The sequence below is a fragment of the Iodobacter fluviatilis genome (genome assembly GCF_900451195.1).
Taxonomy (GTDB): domain Bacteria; phylum Pseudomonadota; class Gammaproteobacteria; order Burkholderiales; family Chitinibacteraceae; genus Iodobacter; species Iodobacter fluviatilis.
Map to the genome: position 1 here is coordinate 205,005 of NZ_UGHR01000006.1, position 16,676 is coordinate 221,680.

General features: G+C 49.2%; 13 protein-coding genes. All 13 read left to right on the forward strand.

What is annotated here, in order from left to right:
• Window positions 1-30: 30 nt before the first annotated feature.
• Entirely contained in the window at window positions 31-4,209 is a 4,179-nt protein-coding gene (rpoB, locus tag DYD62_RS22645; protein WP_115230194.1) for a DNA-directed RNA polymerase subunit beta, read from the forward strand.
• 66 nt (window positions 4,210-4,275) lie between these two features.
• Window positions 4,276-8,475 (forward strand): DNA-directed RNA polymerase subunit beta', encoded by a 4,200-nt coding sequence (rpoC, locus tag DYD62_RS22650; RefSeq protein WP_115230160.1) that lies wholly within the window; start codon window positions 4,276-4,278, stop codon window positions 8,473-8,475.
• A 381-nt stretch (window positions 8,476-8,856) separates the two neighbouring features.
• Window positions 8,857-9,231, forward strand: a complete 375-nt coding sequence (gene rpsL, locus DYD62_RS22655; protein ID WP_099396489.1) for a 30S ribosomal protein S12 — start codon at window positions 8,857-8,859, stop codon at window positions 9,229-9,231.
• Window positions 9,232-9,341: 110 nt separating this feature from the next.
• Complete coding sequence (rpsG, locus tag DYD62_RS22660) at window positions 9,342-9,812, forward strand: 30S ribosomal protein S7 (protein ID WP_046351551.1); 471 nt, start codon at window positions 9,342-9,344, stop codon at window positions 9,810-9,812.
• A gap of 27 nt (window positions 9,813-9,839) precedes the next feature.
• Window positions 9,840-11,939: an elongation factor G gene (gene fusA, locus DYD62_RS22665; protein ID WP_115230161.1), complete on the forward strand. Its 2,100-nt coding sequence runs from the start codon at window positions 9,840-9,842 to the stop codon at window positions 11,937-11,939.
• Window positions 11,940-11,965: 26 nt separating this feature from the next.
• Entirely contained in the window at window positions 11,966-13,156 is a 1,191-nt protein-coding gene (gene tuf, locus DYD62_RS22670) for an elongation factor Tu (protein ID WP_115230162.1), read from the forward strand.
• Between the two features lie 12 nt (window positions 13,157-13,168).
• The gene (rpsJ, locus tag DYD62_RS22675; RefSeq protein ID WP_046351554.1) at window positions 13,169-13,480 is read left to right on the forward strand and encodes a 30S ribosomal protein S10; all 312 of its coding nucleotides are present in this window, start codon (window positions 13,169-13,171) and stop codon (window positions 13,478-13,480) included.
• Between the two features lie 156 nt (window positions 13,481-13,636).
• Window positions 13,637-14,281 (forward strand): 50S ribosomal protein L3, encoded by a 645-nt coding sequence (rplC, locus tag DYD62_RS22680; RefSeq protein ID WP_099396486.1) that lies wholly within the window; start codon window positions 13,637-13,639, stop codon window positions 14,279-14,281.
• Window positions 14,281-14,901 carry a 50S ribosomal protein L4 gene (gene rplD / locus DYD62_RS22685; RefSeq protein ID WP_099396485.1) on the forward strand — a complete coding sequence of 207 codons (621 nt, stop codon included), beginning with the start codon at window positions 14,281-14,283 and terminating at the stop codon, window positions 14,899-14,901. Before rplC ends, rplD begins: the two co-directional genes overlap by 1 nt.
• The gene (gene rplW / locus DYD62_RS22690) at window positions 14,901-15,203 is read left to right on the forward strand and encodes a 50S ribosomal protein L23 (protein WP_197433117.1); all 303 of its coding nucleotides are present in this window, start codon (window positions 14,901-14,903) and stop codon (window positions 15,201-15,203) included. Before rplD ends, rplW begins: the two co-directional genes overlap by 1 nt.
• Before the next feature lie 12 nt (window positions 15,204-15,215).
• Window positions 15,216-16,052: a 50S ribosomal protein L2 gene (gene rplB / locus DYD62_RS22695; protein WP_099396484.1), complete on the forward strand. Its 837-nt coding sequence runs from the start codon at window positions 15,216-15,218 to the stop codon at window positions 16,050-16,052.
• Between the two features lie 5 nt (window positions 16,053-16,057).
• Window positions 16,058-16,333 (forward strand): 30S ribosomal protein S19, encoded by a 276-nt coding sequence (gene rpsS / locus DYD62_RS22700; RefSeq protein WP_046351559.1) that lies wholly within the window; start codon window positions 16,058-16,060, stop codon window positions 16,331-16,333.
• 9 nt (window positions 16,334-16,342) lie between these two features.
• Complete coding sequence (gene rplV / locus DYD62_RS22705; protein WP_046351560.1) at window positions 16,343-16,672, forward strand: 50S ribosomal protein L22; 330 nt, start codon at window positions 16,343-16,345, stop codon at window positions 16,670-16,672.
• The last annotated feature ends 4 nt before the right edge of the window (window positions 16,673-16,676 follow it).

A 16,676-nucleotide genomic window follows, 5' to 3' on the forward strand; every position in this document is an offset into this window, starting at 1 on the left:
TGCGCCCCACTCCATGGAGAGTTTATGAGTATGAAATACTCGTTCACTGAGAAAAAACGCATTCGTAAAAGTTTTGCGAAACGGAAGAGCGTCCTTGAGGTGCCGTTCCTGCTCGCAACACAGATCGATTCTTATAGCGAATACCTGCAATTAGGGGTTCCGGCCGATTCGCGCCGGATGATCGGTTTACAGGCAGCGTTTAATTCGATTTTCCCTATCGTCTCTCATAACGAAAACGCTCGATTGGAGTTTGTGCATTACTCCCTCGGCGATCCTGCTTTTGATGTGCTTGAGTGTCAGCAGCGAGGTATTACCTTCGCCGCTCCACTGCGCGCGCGCGTACGTCTCGTGATCATGGATCGCGAAGCGTCTAAGCCAACGATCAAAGAAGTAAAAGAACAAGATGTGTACTTTGGCGAAGTGCCATTGATGACACGTACCGGTTCTTTTGTGATCAATGGTACAGAGCGGGTTATTGTTAGCCAGTTGCATCGCTCTCCTGGCGTATTCTTTGAACACGACAAGGGCAAGACTCATTCTTCAGGCAAGCTTCTGTTCTCGGCACGGATTATTCCGTACCGTGGCTCTTGGCTGGATTTCGAGTTTGATCCAAAAGATCTGTTGTTCTTCCGTATCGACCGTCGTCGCAAGATGCCGGTAACCACCCTGCTGAAAGCACTGGGCTATAACCCAGAACAAATCTTGGCTGGTTTCTTCGATACCGATACTTTCCTGATGGACGAAGATGGCCTGTGCTTAGAGCTAGTGTCAGAGCGCCTAAAAGGTGAAGTTGCGAAGTTCGACATCATTGCAGATGATGGCAAAGTACTCGTTCAAAAAGATAAGCGTATTACAGCTAAAACCATTCGCGATATTAATGCGTCTGGTCTGCAAAAGATTCCAGTGCCACTGGACTTCTTCTACGGCCGTATTCTGGCGCACAACGTTGTTGACCCTATTACCGGCGAAGTGCTGGCTAAGGCTAATGAAGAAGTGACCGAAGATCTGGCTGTTAAGCTGGATATGGCAGATGTGAAGTCTGTGAAAGTGCTGTACGTGAATGATCTGGATCAAGGCGCGTTCCTGTCCCAGACATTGCGCTCAGACGATGTAGCTGATCAGTATGGTGCTCGCGTTGCAATCTATCGCATGATGCGCCCTGGTGAGCCGCCAACCGAAGATTCAGTTGAAGCGTTGTTTAAGGGCCTGTTCTTCGCCCCTGAGCGTTACGATCTGTCTGCTGTTGGCCGTATGAAGTTTAACCGCCGTGCTTATCCTGATCGCTTAGAAGAAAAAGCACCGGGCTGGCAACGTCGTTTCTACGAAGAAGCGGGTCCGCGTGGTGTTGAAGGTGCAGGTATTCTGTGCACAGAAGACATCATCGCTGTGATCGGTATCCTCTTAGAATTGCGTAACGGCCGTGGCGATATCGATGATATCGATCACTTGGGTAATCGTCGTGTGCGCTCGGTAGGTGAATTGGCAGAAAACCAATTCCGCGCTGGTTTGGTTCGTGTAGAACGTGCTGTTAAAGAGCGTTTGTCACAAGCAGAATCAGATAACCTGATGCCGCATGATTTGATTAATGCCAAACCTGTTTCGGCTGCAATCAAAGAATTCTTTGGTTCATCCCAGTTGTCGCAGTTTATGGATCAAACCAACCCATTATCAGAAATCACGCACAAGCGTCGTGTTTCTGCCCTTGGGCCAGGCGGTTTGACTCGTGAGCGCGCTGGCTTTGAAGTTCGTGACGTGCACCCGACGCATTACGGTCGTGTTTGCCCGATCGAAACGCCGGAAGGTCCAAACATTGGTCTGATCAACTCGCTCTCTTGCTATGCGCGTACCAACAGCTACGGCTTCTTGGAAACGCCTTACCGCAAAGTGATCGATTGTAAGGTTACTGATGAAATTGAATACTTGTCCGCGATTGAAGAGGGTAAGTACGTTGTAGCTCAGGCGAATGCCGAGTTCGACGAAGAAGGTCGTTTGACTGACGAGCTCGTAACTTGTCGTTCGAATGGCGACACGATCGTGGCTACGCCGGATCGCGTACAGTACATGGATGTGGCGCCTAGCCAGATCGTATCGGTTGCGGCTTCCTTGATTCCATTCTTGGAACACGATGACGCCAACCGTGCGTTGATGGGTGCCAACATGCAGCGTCAGGCTGTTCCTTGCTTACGTGCACAAGCACCGTATGTAGGTACAGGTATTGAGCGTACATGTGCCACTGACTCGGGTACTGCAGTGACTGCATTGCGCGGCGGTGTGGTTGATTATGTTGATGCAGCGCGTGTTGTTATTCGTGTAAACGATGACGAAGCGATTGCGGGTGAAACAGGTGTAGATATTTACAACCTGATTAAATTTACTCGTTCTAACCAGAACACCAACACCAACCAGAAGCCAGTCGTTGTTCGTGGCAGCATTATTGCCAAGGGCGATGTCATTGCGGATGGCGCATCAACTGACTTGGGCGAAATGGCTCTGGGTCAGAACATGACTATCGCGTTTATGCCATGGAACGGTTTCAACTTCGAAGATTCGATTTTGATCTCTGAAGACGTGGTTGCCAACGATCGCTACACTTCGATTCACATCGAAGAGCTGAACGTGATGGCGCGTGACACCAAGCTGGGTGCTGAAGAAATTACCCGTGATATTTCCAATCTGTCAGAGCGCATGCTGGGCCGTCTGGATGAATCTGGCGTGGTTTACATTGGTGCTGAAGTAGAAGCGGGCGATGTATTGTGCGGTAAGGTAACACCTAAGGGTGAAACTCAGCTGACTCCTGAAGAAAAGCTCTTACGTGCGATCTTCGGTGAAAAAGCATCCGACGTTAAAGATACTTCACTGCGCGTGCCGTCAGGCATGGTCGGTACAGTTATCGACGTACAAGTGTTTACTCGTGAAGGCGTGGAGCGCGATCGTCGCGCCCAGTCCATCATTGATGATCAATTACGTCGCTATCGCCAAGATCTGAACGATCAATTACGTATTGTACAAAGCGATTTGTTTGAACGTATTGAACGTATGATCGTGGGTAAAGTAGCAAACGGTGGCCCAATGCGCCTTGCTAAGGGCGTTGAAATCACCAAAGAATATTTGCTTGGTTTACCAGCAAAAATTGATTGGTTTGATATCCGCTTGGCAGACGAAGAAGCCGCTCGCCAGCTAGAAGCCATGAAAGACCTGATTGGCCAAATGCGCACTGAGTTTGACCTGCGTTTCGAAGATAAAAAACGCAAGCTGACTCAAGGTGACGAATTGCCACCTGGCGTGATCAAAATGGTTAAGGTGTATGTGGCCGTTAAACGCCGCCTGCAGCCTGGCGATAAGATGGCCGGCCGTCACGGTAACAAGGGTGTGGTTTCCAAGATTCTACCGATCGAAGATTTGCCATATATGGCAGATGGTAAAACAGTAGACATCGTTCTGAACCCATTGGGCGTACCTTCGCGTATGAACATTGGTCAGATTCTGGAAATGCACTTGGGTTGGGCAGCTAAGGGTATTGGTCAGCGTATTGATGCGATGCTCCGCGAGCAACGCAACGGTATGTTGGTTGATATGCGTGCTTACTTGAACAAGATCTATAACACCAGTGGTAAGACCGAAGATATCGACGGCCTCTCTGATGAAGAACTGATCGAGTTGGCCAACGGCCTGCGCAACGGTATGACTTTTGCAAGCCCGGTATTTGACGGTGCGAAAGAGTCTGAAATTTATCAGATGTTGGACTTAGCTTACCCAAGCGAAGATCCACACACCCAGTTACTGGATTTCAATAGCAGCAAGACACAGATGCAGCTATTTGATGGTCGTAACGGTGAGCCATTTGAGCGCAAGGTAACGGTTGGTGTAATGCACTACTTGAAACTGCATCACTTGGTTGACGATAAGATGCATGCTCGTTCCACGGGTCCTTACTCACTCGTTACGCAACAACCACTGGGCGGTAAAGCTCAGTTTGGTGGTCAGCGCTTCGGGGAGATGGAAGTTTGGGCGTTGGAAGCATACGGTGCAGCTTACACCTTGCAAGAAATGCTGACTGTGAAGTCAGATGATGTAAATGGTCGTACTAAGGTGTATGAAAACATCGTGAAGGGCGATCACCGGATTGATGCGGGCATGCCGGAATCCTTCAATGTGCTTGTGAAGGAAATCCGCTCACTCGGTATCGATATCGATCTGGAAACGTATTGATTCGTGGGGTAGTAGATGGCGGGCAGAGTGCCCGCCATACCCCGAACGCCTCACTGGAGTCAAAGAATGAAAGGCTTACTCGAACTCTTCAAGCAAGTTGCTGCAAATGAAGAATTTGATGCGATTAAGATCGGTCTGGCATCGCCAGAAAAAATCCGCTCTTGGTCGTTCGGCGAAGTAAAAAAGCCGGAAACCATTAACTACCGTACATTTAAGCCAGAACGTGATGGCTTATTTTGCGCGCGTATTTTTGGCCCAATCAAAGATTACGAATGCCTGTGCGGTAAGTACAAACGCCTGAAGCACCGTGGTGTGATCTGCGAGAAGTGCGGTGTGGAAGTGACCCTGTCTAAGGTTCGTCGCGACCGCATGGGGCACATCGAGCTGGCTAGCCCGGTTGCACACATCTGGTTCTTGAAATCCCTGCCATCGCGCTTGGGTATGGTGCTTGATATTCCATTGCGTGATATCGAACGCGTACTTTACTTCGAAGGTTTTGTGGTGATCGAGCCAGGCATGACGCCGCTGACCCGTGGCCAATTGCTGACTGAAGAAGATTACTTCAATAAAGTTGAAGAGTATGGTGACGAATTCGTAGCCCTGATGGGCGCGGAAGCGGTGCGTGAACTCTTGAAGAGCATGGATGTAGAAGACCAAATCACCACCTTGCGTGCTGAATTGTCCTCCACCGGCTCCGAAACCAAAATCAAGAAGATTTCCAAGCGCCTGAAAGTGCTGGAAGCCTTCCAACGTTCCGGTATCAAGCCAGAATGGATGGTTCTGGAAGTTCTGCCTGTATTGCCGCCTGAATTACGTCCTTTAGTACCATTGGATGGTGGTCGTTTCGCGACTTCAGATCTGAACGATTTGTATCGCCGCGTGATTAACCGTAATAATCGTCTGAAACGTCTTTTAGAATTGCGCGCGCCAGAAATTATCGTGCGTAATGAAAAACGTATGTTGCAAGAAGCGGTTGATTCCTTGCTCGATAACGGCCGTCGCGGTAAAGCGATGACTGGTGCGAACAAGCGTCCTCTTAAATCCTTGGCCGATATGATCAAGGGTAAGGGCGGTCGTTTCCGTCAGAACTTGTTGGGTAAGCGCGTAGATTATTCTGGTCGTTCGGTTATTACCGTGGGCCCGACACTGCGTCTGCATCAGTGCGGCTTGCCAAAACTGATGGGTCTGGAGCTGTTCAAGCCATTTATTTTCCACAAGCTTGAAGTGCTTGGTCTTGCGACCACCATTAAAGCGGCCAAGAAAATGGTTGAAGCCCAGGATCCAGTGGTTTGGGACATCTTGGAAGACGTGATTCGCGAACATCCGATTCTCTTGAATCGTGCGCCAACACTGCACCGCTTGGGTATTCAAGCGTTTGAGCCTGTGTTGATCGAAGGTAAAGCGATTCAACTGCACCCACTCGTCTGCGCGGCATTCAATGCCGACTTCGACGGTGACCAGATGGCTGTTCACGTTCCGCTGAGCCTTGAGGCACAGATGGAAGCACGCACGCTGATGCTGGCTTCTAACAACGTATTGTCGCCAGCTAACGGCGAGCCAATTATCGTTCCTTCGCAGGATATCGTGCTGGGTCTGTATTACATGACTCGTGAACGTATCAATGCCAAGGGCGAGGGCATGAACCTGATCGACGTAAGCGAGGCAATGCGTGCTTATGCGAGCAAGGAAGTGACCTTGCAAACACGCGTTGATATCCGTTTGAAAGAATGGGTAAAAGACGAAGACGGCGAATGGCAAGCTCAGATGGTGCGTCGTAGCACTACTGTTGGCCGTGCGATCTTGTCTGAAATCCTGCCTAAGGGCCTCGATTTCAGCCATATCGACAAAGCCTTGAAAAAGAAAGAAATTGGTAAGCTGATTAACGCTTCATTCCGCCGTTGTGGTCTGAAAGATACCGTTATTTTTGCTGACCAACTGATGTACACCGGTTTTGCTTATTCGACACGCGGTGGTATCTCGATTTGTGTTGATGATATGGTTGTGCCGGATAAGAAGGTTCAGCTCTTGGCTGAATCCTACGCTGAAGTACGTGAGATCGAGCATCAGTACAGCTCCGGTCTGGTAACTCAGGGTGAACGTTACAATAAGGTTGTGGATATCTGGGGCCGTGCCGGTGACCAGATTGCCAAGGCGATGATGGATCAGCTCGGTAAAGAGAAGGTCATCAACCGCGAAGGCAAGGAAGTTGATCAAGACTCGTTCAACTCGGTGTTTATGATGGCCGATTCCGGTGCCCGCGGTTCTGCAGCGCAGATTCGCCAGCTGGCCGGTATGCGGGGTTTGATGGCTAAACCGGACGGTTCGATTATTGAAACGCCGATTACCACTAACTTCCGTGAAGGTCTGACCGTTCTTCAGTACTTTATCTCGACTCACGGTGCACGTAAGGGTCTGGCAGATACGGCGCTGAAAACAGCGAACTCCGGTTACCTGACACGTCGTCTGGTTGACGTTACACAAGACTTGGTTGTGATCGAAGACGATTGCGGCACTAAGAACGGTGTAGTGATGAAGGCGGTTGTACAGGGTGGTGATGTAATTGAAGCCCTGCGTGATCGTATTCTGGGCCGCGTTGTTGTGCTTGATGTGATCGATCCTGTTACTCACGAAACAGTGTTCCCGGTGGGTACATTGCTAGGTGAAGACGAAGTAGACGAAATCGAACACCTTGGTGTTGATGAAGTTAAAGTTCGCACTCCACTGTCTTGCGAGACGCGCTATGGCCTGTGCGCCAAGTGTTACGGTCGTGACTTAGGTCGTGGTCACCTGGTCAATACAGGTGAAGCTGTGGGTGTTATTGCAGCCCAGTCGATTGGTGAGCCGGGTACCCAGCTGACCATGCGTACTTTCCACATCGGGGGTGCGGCTTCTCGTGCTGCTGCTGCAACGCAAGTTGAAGCGAAGTCCAGCGGTAATATCGCGTACAGCCCTAATATGCGCTACGTGACCAATGCCAAGGGCGATCCAGTTGTGATTGCACGTTCTGCTGAAGTGATTGTTGTCGATGACAACGGTCGTGAGCGTGAACGTCATAAAGTACCGTACGGTGCAACACTGACTGTTAAAGATGGCGATAGCATCAAAGCAGGTGGCGTACTGGGTACGTGGGATCCGCACACTCGTCCAATTATTTCGGAATACGCCGGTCAGGTGAAGTTCGATAATGTGGAAGAGGGTATTACCGTAATGAAGCAGGTCGATGATGTGACCGGTCTTTCGACCCTGGTTGTTATCGATCCTAAGCGTAAAGGCGGTAAGGCGACTGGCGTACGTCCAATGGTTAAGTTGTTGGATGAGCGCGGCGGCGAAGTTAAAATGGCGGGTACTGATACCACCGTTATGATCGGTTTCCAAGTGGGTTGTATTATCACGGTGAAAGACGGTCAAGTGGTTGGTGTGGGTGATGTATTGGCACGTATTCCACAAGAATCTGCTAAGACTCGCGATATTACCGGGGGTCTTCCACGCGTTGCTGAGTTGTTTGAAGCGCGTATTCCGAAAGATCCAGGTATGCTGGCTGAAATTACCGGTACAGTTTCCTTCGGTAAAGAAACCAAGGGTAAACAGCGTTTAGTCTTAACAGATCTGGAAGGTGCACCGCACGAATACCTGATCTTGAAAGAAAAACACGTACTGGTTCACGATGGTCAAGTTGTTAACCGTGGTGAAAGTATTGTTGACGGTGCGATTGATCCGCACGACATCTTGCGTCTGCAAGGTATCGAAGCATTGTCTCGCTACGTTGTACAAGAAGTGCAGGAAGTTTACCGTCTGCAGGGTGTGAAGATTAACGATAAGCACATTGAAGTAATTCTTCGCCAAATGTTGCGTCGTGTTGTGATCACTGATTCTGCTGATTCTGCCTTCATCCAAGGTGAGCAAGTTGAGCGTGCTGAAGTACTGACAGTGAACGATAGGTTGATTGCTGAGGGTAAGTTACCAGCAAGCTATGATAATGTTCTGTTGGGTATTACTAAGGCATCTCTGTCGACTGATTCGTTTATTTCAGCGGCTTCCTTCCAGGAAACCACGCGGGTACTGACTGAAGCAGCCATTATGGGCAAAGTTGATGACTTGCGCGGTCTGAAAGAAAACGTCATTGTTGGTCGCTTGATCCCAGCAGGTACTGGTTTAGCTTACCACCGTAGTCGTAAGCGTCAGGCACCGGTGAGTGATCAGTTGTCTGATATTTTTGCACCAGCTGCAGAGGCTGAAACCGCTGCAAGTGGTGAAGTTGGGGTCTAACGATCATCGGCTTGTCTTGACGACAAGCACTTGATTTCAATAGAATCCTGTACTTTTACACAACGCTCAGCTTAGCTGGGCGTTGTGTACTTCTTTTACGCAGTCAGTATTGAAGTTTTTTTTCGCACTAAAAAAGAAGAAACAAGCCGGTGGTGGTCGGCAAAAGCCTGACTGATAATTGGCTTAATGTTTTGATTTTATTGTGAAAATTTATTTTCGCTGGCTATTTGAAAGAAGTGGTTGTGAGTAGTGCCGCAGTAAAACAAAGAAACAAACATGTGGTGGTCAGCGTAAGCAGGACTGATAATGTGTTTAATGCTTTGTATGAAATGATAAGACGCAAGTGCCCCAAAGGGGCTTTTTAACCTAAGGAAGTAATCAATGCCAACGATTAACCAGCTCGTCCGTAAAGGTCGTGTGCAGGAAAAAGCAAAGAGCAAGGTTCCCGCTCTTGAGTCTTGCCCGCAAAAACGTGGCGTATGCACTCGTGTATACACAACCACTCCTAAGAAGCCTAACTCCGCGCTTCGTAAAGTTTGTAAAGTTCGCTTAACTAATGGTTTCGAAGTGATTTCGTACATTGGTGGTGAAGGCCATAACCTGCAGGAACACAGCGTTGTGCTGATCCGCGGCGGTCGTGTTAAGGATTTGCCGGGTGTGCGTTACCACACAGTACGCGGCTCTCTGGATACAGCCGGCGTTAAAGATCGCAAACAATCGCGCTCCAAGTATGGTACTAAGCGTCCTAAGGCTTAATTGCCACTGGACGGTCGGCGAGACCCATTCGGGCCGTCGAGTAAGTGGTCGTCTTGATGGGCGGCCGAGGGGGAAACCCCGACTGAATGAAATATTAAGGATAGAGAATTATGCCTAGACGCAGAGAAGTACCGAAACGTGACGTTTTACCGGATCCAAAATTCGGTAGCCAAGAACTGACCAAGTTCATGAACGTTGTCATGATGGATGGCAAGAAAGCGGTTGCAGAGCGTATTGTTTACGGTGCACTTGTGCAGATCGAGAAAAAAACTGGCAAATCACCGCTGGAAGTGTTCTCCGCTGCAATCGGTAACGCCAAGCCAATGGTTGAAGTTAAAAGCCGTCGTGTTGGTGGTGCAAACTATCAAGTACCAGTCGAAGTCCGTCCTAGCCGTCGTTTGGCATTGGCGATGCGTTGGGTTCGTGATGCGGCTCGTAAACGTGGTGAAAAATCGATGGATCTGCGTCTGGCAGGCGAACTCCTCGATGCGGCTGAAGGCCGCGGTGGCGCGATGAAGAAGCGCGACGAAGTACACCGTATGGCAGAAGCGAATAAAGCATTCGCTCACTACCGCTTCTAATCGCGTAACCCGGATAAGGAATCTCCCGTGGCACGTAAGACTTCTATTGAGCGCTACCGTAATATTGGTATTTCTGCTCACATCGACGCCGGTAAAACGACGACGACCGAACGCGTTCTGTTCTACACCGGTGTAAACCACAAGATCGGTGAAGTGCATGATGGCGCCGCAACAATGGACTGGATGGAGCAAGAGCAGGAACGTGGTATTACCATTACTTCTGCCGCTACAACTACGTTCTGGAAAGGCATGGCGCAACAGTACCCAGAACACCGCATTAACATCATTGACACCCCAGGCCACGTTGACTTCACTATTGAAGTTGAGCGCTCAATGCGCGTTCTGGACGGTGCATGTATGGTTTATTGCGCTGTGGGTGGTGTTCAGCCTCAGTCTGAAACCGTATGGCGTCAAGCTAATAAATACAAAGTTCCACGTCTTGCTTTCGTAAACAAGATGGACCGTCAAGGCGCTAACTTCTTCCGCGTTGTAGAGCAGATGAAGATTCGCCTGAAAGCAAATCCAGTACCAGTTGTAATTCCAGTTGGCGCTGAAGATGGCTTTACCGGTGTGGTTGATCTGATCAAGATGAAATCCATCTTGTGGGATGAAGCATCGCAAGGTATGAAGTTTGAGTATGGTGATATCCCTGCTGAATTAGTAGAGATCGCTCAAACTTGGCGCGAAAACATGGTTGAAGCCGCTGCTGAATCATCTGAAGAGATGATGAACAAATACCTTGAAGAAGGTGATTTGAGCGAAGCTGAAATCATTGAAGGTTTGCGCATCCGTACTTTAGCGTGCGAAATTCAGCCTATGCTGTGTGGCAGTGCGTTCAAGAACAAGGGCGTACAACGTATGCTCGACGCTGTAATCGACTTTATGCCTTCACCGGTTGAAGTTGCTGCGATTACTGGCGTGGATGAAAAAGAACAACCTATTACTCGTGAAGCTTCAGATACTGCTCCGTTCTCGGCGCTGGCATTTAAGCTGATGAGCGATCCTTATGTTGGTCAATTGACCTTCTTCCGTGTTTACTCTGGTGTTGTGAAGTCTGGCGATACCGTACTGAACTCGGTTAAGGATAAGAAAGAGCGTATCGGCCGTATCGTGCAAATGCACGCAAACGATCGTCAGGAAATTGATGAAGTTTATGCTGGCGATATCGCTGCTGCGATTGGCTTGAAAGAAGTTACAACAGGTGAAACATTGTGTGCACCAAGTGACTTCATTATCTTGGAACGCATGATATTCCCAGAGCCAGTAATTCACGTTGCTGTTGAGCCAAAAACAAAGCAAGACCAAGAAAAAATGGGTATTGCTCTGAATCGTCTTGCTAAGGAAGATCCATCTTTCCGCGTGCGTACAGACGAAGAAACCGGCCAGACAATTATGTCTGGTATGGGTGAGCTGCACTTGGAAATTCTGGTTGACCGTATGCGCCGTGAGTTTGGCGTTGAAGCAAATGTGGGTGCTCCGCAAGTTGCATACCGCGAAACAATTACCCGTATCGCTACCGATATCGAAGGTAAGCATGCTAAACAGTCTGGCGGTAAAGGTCAGTACGGTCACTGCGTGATTACTGTAGAGCCTTCGGGTGAAGGTAATGGTTATGCGTTCATCGACGAAATCAAGGGTGGTACAATTCCTCGTGAATTTATCCCTTCGGTGGATAAGGGTATCCAGAACACATTGAAAGCAGGTGTGTTGGCGGGCTTCCCGGTTGTTGACGTTAAGGTTCGCCTGACGTTTGGTTCGTACCACGATGTTGACTCTTCACAAATTGCGTTTGAGCTTGCGGGTTCGATTGCGTTTAAAGAAGCGATGCGTCGTGCTGGTGCCGTTATTCTTGAGCCTATGATGGCCGTAGAAGTCGAAACACCAGAAGAGTACATGGGTGACATCATGGGCGATATCTCGTCCCGCCGTGGTATCTTGCAAGGTATGGATGATAATCCTGCTGGTGGCAAGATGGTTAAGGCAGAGTTACCTCTTTCCGAGATGTTTGGTTACTCGACTCGTTTGCGTTCTATGTCGCAAGGTCGTGCAACTTACTCTATGGAATTCAAGCATTACTCCGAAGCGCCGAAGCATGTGGCTGACGCGATTATTGCGAACAAAAAATAATCAAATAATTTAAAGGATATATAGCAATGGCAAAAGAAAAATTTACGCGCACAAAGCCACACGTTAACGTTGGTACAATTGGTCACGTTGACCATGGTAAGACCACTTTGACAGCGGCTATTTCGACTATCTTGTCGAAAAAATTCGGTGGCGAAGCGAAAGATTACTCACAAATCGACAGCGCTCCTGAAGAAAAAGCACGTGGTATTACTATTAATACTTCACACGTTGAGTATGAGACAGAGACTCGTCACTACGCTCACGTTGACTGCCCAGGTCACGCGGATTACATCAAGAACATGATTACTGGTGCTGCGCAGATGGATGGCGCGATCTTGGTATGTTCAGCTGCTGATGGTCCTATGCCACAAACGCGTGAGCACATCTTGTTGGCTCGTCAAGTTGGCGTTCCATACATCATTGTTTACCTGAACAAAGCTGACTTGGTTGATGATGCTGAGTTGCTTGAGCTGGTTGACATGGAAGTTCGTGAATTGCTAAGCAAGTACGATTTCCCTGGTGACGATACTCCAATCGTTGTTGGTTCTGCTCGTTTGGCGCTGGAAGGCGATCAATCAGAACACGGCGAGCCATCGATTTTCCGTTTGGCTGAAGCGCTTGATTCATACATTCCGTTGCCAGAGCGTGCTGTAGATGGCGCGTTCCTGATGCCAGTTGAAGATGTGTTCTCGATCTCTGGTCGCGGTACTGTGGTAACTGGTCGCGTAGAGCGCGGTGTAGTTAAAGTTGGTGAAGAAATCGAAATCGTTGGTATCACTACAACAGTTAAGACAACATGTACTGGTGTTGAGATGTTCCGTAAGCTGCTGGACCAAGGTCAAGCTGGCGATAACATCGGTGCGTTGCTTCGTGGTACTAAGCGTGAAGATGTTCAGCGTGGTCAAGTTCTGGCAAAACCAGGTTCGATCACTCCGCACACTAAGTTCGAAGGTTCTGTTTACGTTCTGTCGAAAGATGAAGGTGGTCGTCACACTCCATTCTTTAACGGCTACCGTCCACAGTTCTTCTTCCGCACCACTGACGTAACAGGTTCGGTTGATTTGCCAGAAGGTACTGAAATGGTGATGCCAGGTGATAACGTTGAAGTTACCGTTACCCTGATCGCTCCAGTTGCAATGGAACAAGGTCTGCGCTTCGCGATTCGCGAAGGTGGTCGTACTGTTGGCGCGGGTGTTGTTTCCAAAGTCCTCGTTTAATAGGTCCCTAAAATGCAAAACCAAAAAATTCGTATCCGTCTGAAAGCATTTGACTACGCTTTGATCGATCGTTCGGCGCAGGAAATTGTTGATACGGCTAAGCGTACTGGTGCTGTTGTAAAAGGCCCAGTTCCGCTTCCTACAAAAATTGAGCGTTTTGACATTCTGAGCTCCCCACACGTTAATAAAATGGCGCGTGATCAGATGGAAATTCGTACGCATCTGCGTTTAATGGATATTGTCAATCCAACAGACAAGACCGTTGATGCACTGATGAAGCTGGATTTACCAGCTGGTGTAGACGTAGAAATCAAGCTGCAGTAATCGACAATTGAGATTTTTTTGCTGTGATGTGCGCTAAGTACTTGCGGTAAAAGAAAAATCTTGCTAAAGTCGCGGGCTTGCCACTTAAGGGTGGCAAGCCTTTTTTACTTTAGGTTTAGCCGGTCAATCGTAATCGGCCCTGAAAGGGATATAACTATGAGCTTAGGACTTGTCGGACGTAAAGTCGGCATGACCCGCGTATTTGCTGAGGATGGTGCTTCCATTCCGGTAACTGTGCTGGACATGTCAGCTAATCGCGTTACGCAAATCAAGACGCCGGAAACTGATGGCTATGCAGCTGTTCAGGTTACTTTCGGTGCAAAGAAAGCTAGTCGTGTTAACAAGGCTCAAGCAGGCCACTTTGCGAAAGCAGGTGTGGAAGCTGGTTTGGGTTTAGTTGAATTTAACGTTACTGCTGAGAAATTAGCAGAATTGAAGGCTGGTGATCAGCTTTCAGTTGAAATGTTTGCGGCTGGTTCTTACGTTGATGTAACTGGTACAACTCTGGGTAAGGGTTTTGCTGGTGTAATTAAACGTCACCATTTCTCTTCCAACCGTGCCTCCCACGGTAACTCGCGCTCGCACAATACGCCGGGTTCCATTGGTCAAGCGCAGGATCCAGGTCGTGTTCTACCTGGTAAGCGCATGGCAGGTCAACTGGGTAACGTACAACGTACAACCCAGAACTTGGAAATCGTCCGTGTCGATGCCGAACGTCAATTGCTGTTAGTTAAGGGCGCAGTCCCTGGCTGCAAGGGCAATGATGTGGTTGTTCGTCCGAGTGTGAAGGCAGGTGCGTAATGGATCTTAAAGTCATCAATGCTGCCGGCGAGGCGCAAGCCGCTGTCGCTGGTTCGGATGCGCTGTTCGCACGCGAATTCAACGAAGCGCTGGTTCACCAAGTTGTGACAGCTTACTTCGCGAATGCTCGTAGCGGCAATCGTGCTCAAAAAGGTCGTGATAACGTAAGTCACACGACCAAAAAGCCTTGGAAGCAGAAGGGTACAGGCCGTGCTCGTGCAGGTATGAGCTCCTCCCCGCTGTGGCGTGGTGGTGGTCGTGCTTTCCCGAATAGCCCGGACGAGAACTTCTCGCAAAAGGTTAACCGTAAGATGTTCCGTGCTGGTATCGCGACCATTCTGTCGCAACTGGTTCGTGAAGAGCGTCTTGTGGTGGTGGAAAGCTTTACTGCTGAAACACCAAAAACTAAGGCTTTCGCGCAGAAATTGGCTGCTATGCAGTTGGATTCTGTGTTGATTATCACCAAAGAGCTGGATGAGAATCTGTACCTCGCGTCGCGCAATCTTGCGCACGTTCTGGTGCTGGAGCCATCGCAAGCTGATCCAGTGAGCCTCGTTCGTTTTAAGAAAGTGGTTATCACTCGCGAAGCACTGCAAGCTTTTGAGGAGTTGTACGCATGATGCAATTCTCTGAAAATCGTCTGCTTCAAGTTCTTTTGGCACCTATCGTGTCAGAAAAGACCACTTTTGTGGCTGAAAAGAATGACCAAGTTGTTTTCCGTGTATCCACGGACGCTACTAAGGCTGAAATCAAGGCCGCTGTTGAGCTTCTCTTTAAAGTGAAGGTTGAAGGCGTGTCGACATTGAATGTCAAGGGCAAGGGCAAGAAATTTGGTCGTACCGTAGGTCGTCGCAAGGACTGGAAAAAGGCTTATATCAGCCTTGCTGCAGGCCAAGAACTCGACCTCGCGGCAGCGCAGTAAAGGAGACTGAAAATGGCATTGGTAAAAGTAAAACCGACGTCCCCCGGTCGCCGCGCCGTCGTCAAGGTTGTGACCCCAGATCTACACAAGGGTGCGCCATACGCTCCTTTGCTCGAGTCGCAAAGCAAGACAGCTGGTCGTAACAACCGTGGTGTGATTACAACCCGTCATATGGGTGGTGGTCACAAGCAGCATTATCGTCTTATCGACTTTAAGCGCAATGACAAGGATGGTATCGTCGCTCGTGTAGAGCGTCTTGAATACGATCCTAACCGTACCGCTAACATCGCGTTGCTTTGCTACGCAGATGGTGAGCGTCGTTATATCATTGCTCCAAAAGGCCTGAAAGCTGACATGACCGTGATTTCCGGCTCGGATGCGCCGATTAAGGTGGGTAATACCCTCCCGATCCGCAATATCCCAGTTGGTTCCACGATTCATTGCATTGAACTGCAACCGGGCAAAGGCGCTCAGTTGGCTCGTTCTGCTGGTGCAGCTGTTCAGTTGCTGGCTCGCGAAGGTGCTTACGCTCAATTGCGTTTGCGCTCTGGCGAAATCCGCAAGGTTCACGTTGACTGCCGCGCAACAATCGGTGAAGTGGGTAATGAAGAGCATAATCTTCGTTCCTACGGTAAAGCAGGTGCTAAGCGTTGGTTGGGTATTCGCCCAACAGTACGTGGTACTGCAATGAATCCGGTTGATCACCCGCACGGTGGTGGTGAAGGTCGTACTGGTGAAGGTCGTGTTCCAGTAAGTCCATGGGGCCAGCCTGCTAAGGGCTATCGCACTCGTCGCAACAAACGCACAAGCAATATGATCGTGCGTCGTCGTCCCGCGAACAAGAGGTAATGTAAATGGCACGTTCTATTAAAAAAGGCCCATTCGTTGACCTGCACCTGATTAAAAAGGTGGAAACTGCCCGCGCGGCGAACGACAAGCGTCCAGTGAAAACTTGGTCACGCCGTTCTACTGTGTTGCCAGACTTCGTTGGTCTGACAATTGCGGTTCACAATGGTAAGCAGCACGTTCCAGTTTATGTGAACGAAAACATGGTTGGACACAAGCTGGGTGAGTTCGCTCTTACCCGCACGTTCAAAGGCCATGCTGCGGACAAAAAAGCCAAGCGATAAGGTGAAGACATGCAAGTATCTGCTGTATTAAGCAACACTCGCCTCTCCGCCCAAAAAGCGCGGCTGGTCGCTGACCTAGTCCGTGGCAAGCCGGTAGAGCAGGCGTTGAACATCCTGGCCTTCTGCCCTAAAAAGGGTGCAGTATTAATTAAGAAGGTTCTGGAATCCGCTATTGCCAATGCTGAGCACAATGAAGGCGCCGATATCGACGCACTCAAAGTGACCACAATTTTTGTGGATAAGGGACCTTCTCTTAAGCGTTTCAGCGCACGTGCCAAAGGCCGTGGCAATCGTATCGAGAAGCAAACTTGCCATATCACATTGATTGTTGGCGATTAAGGAG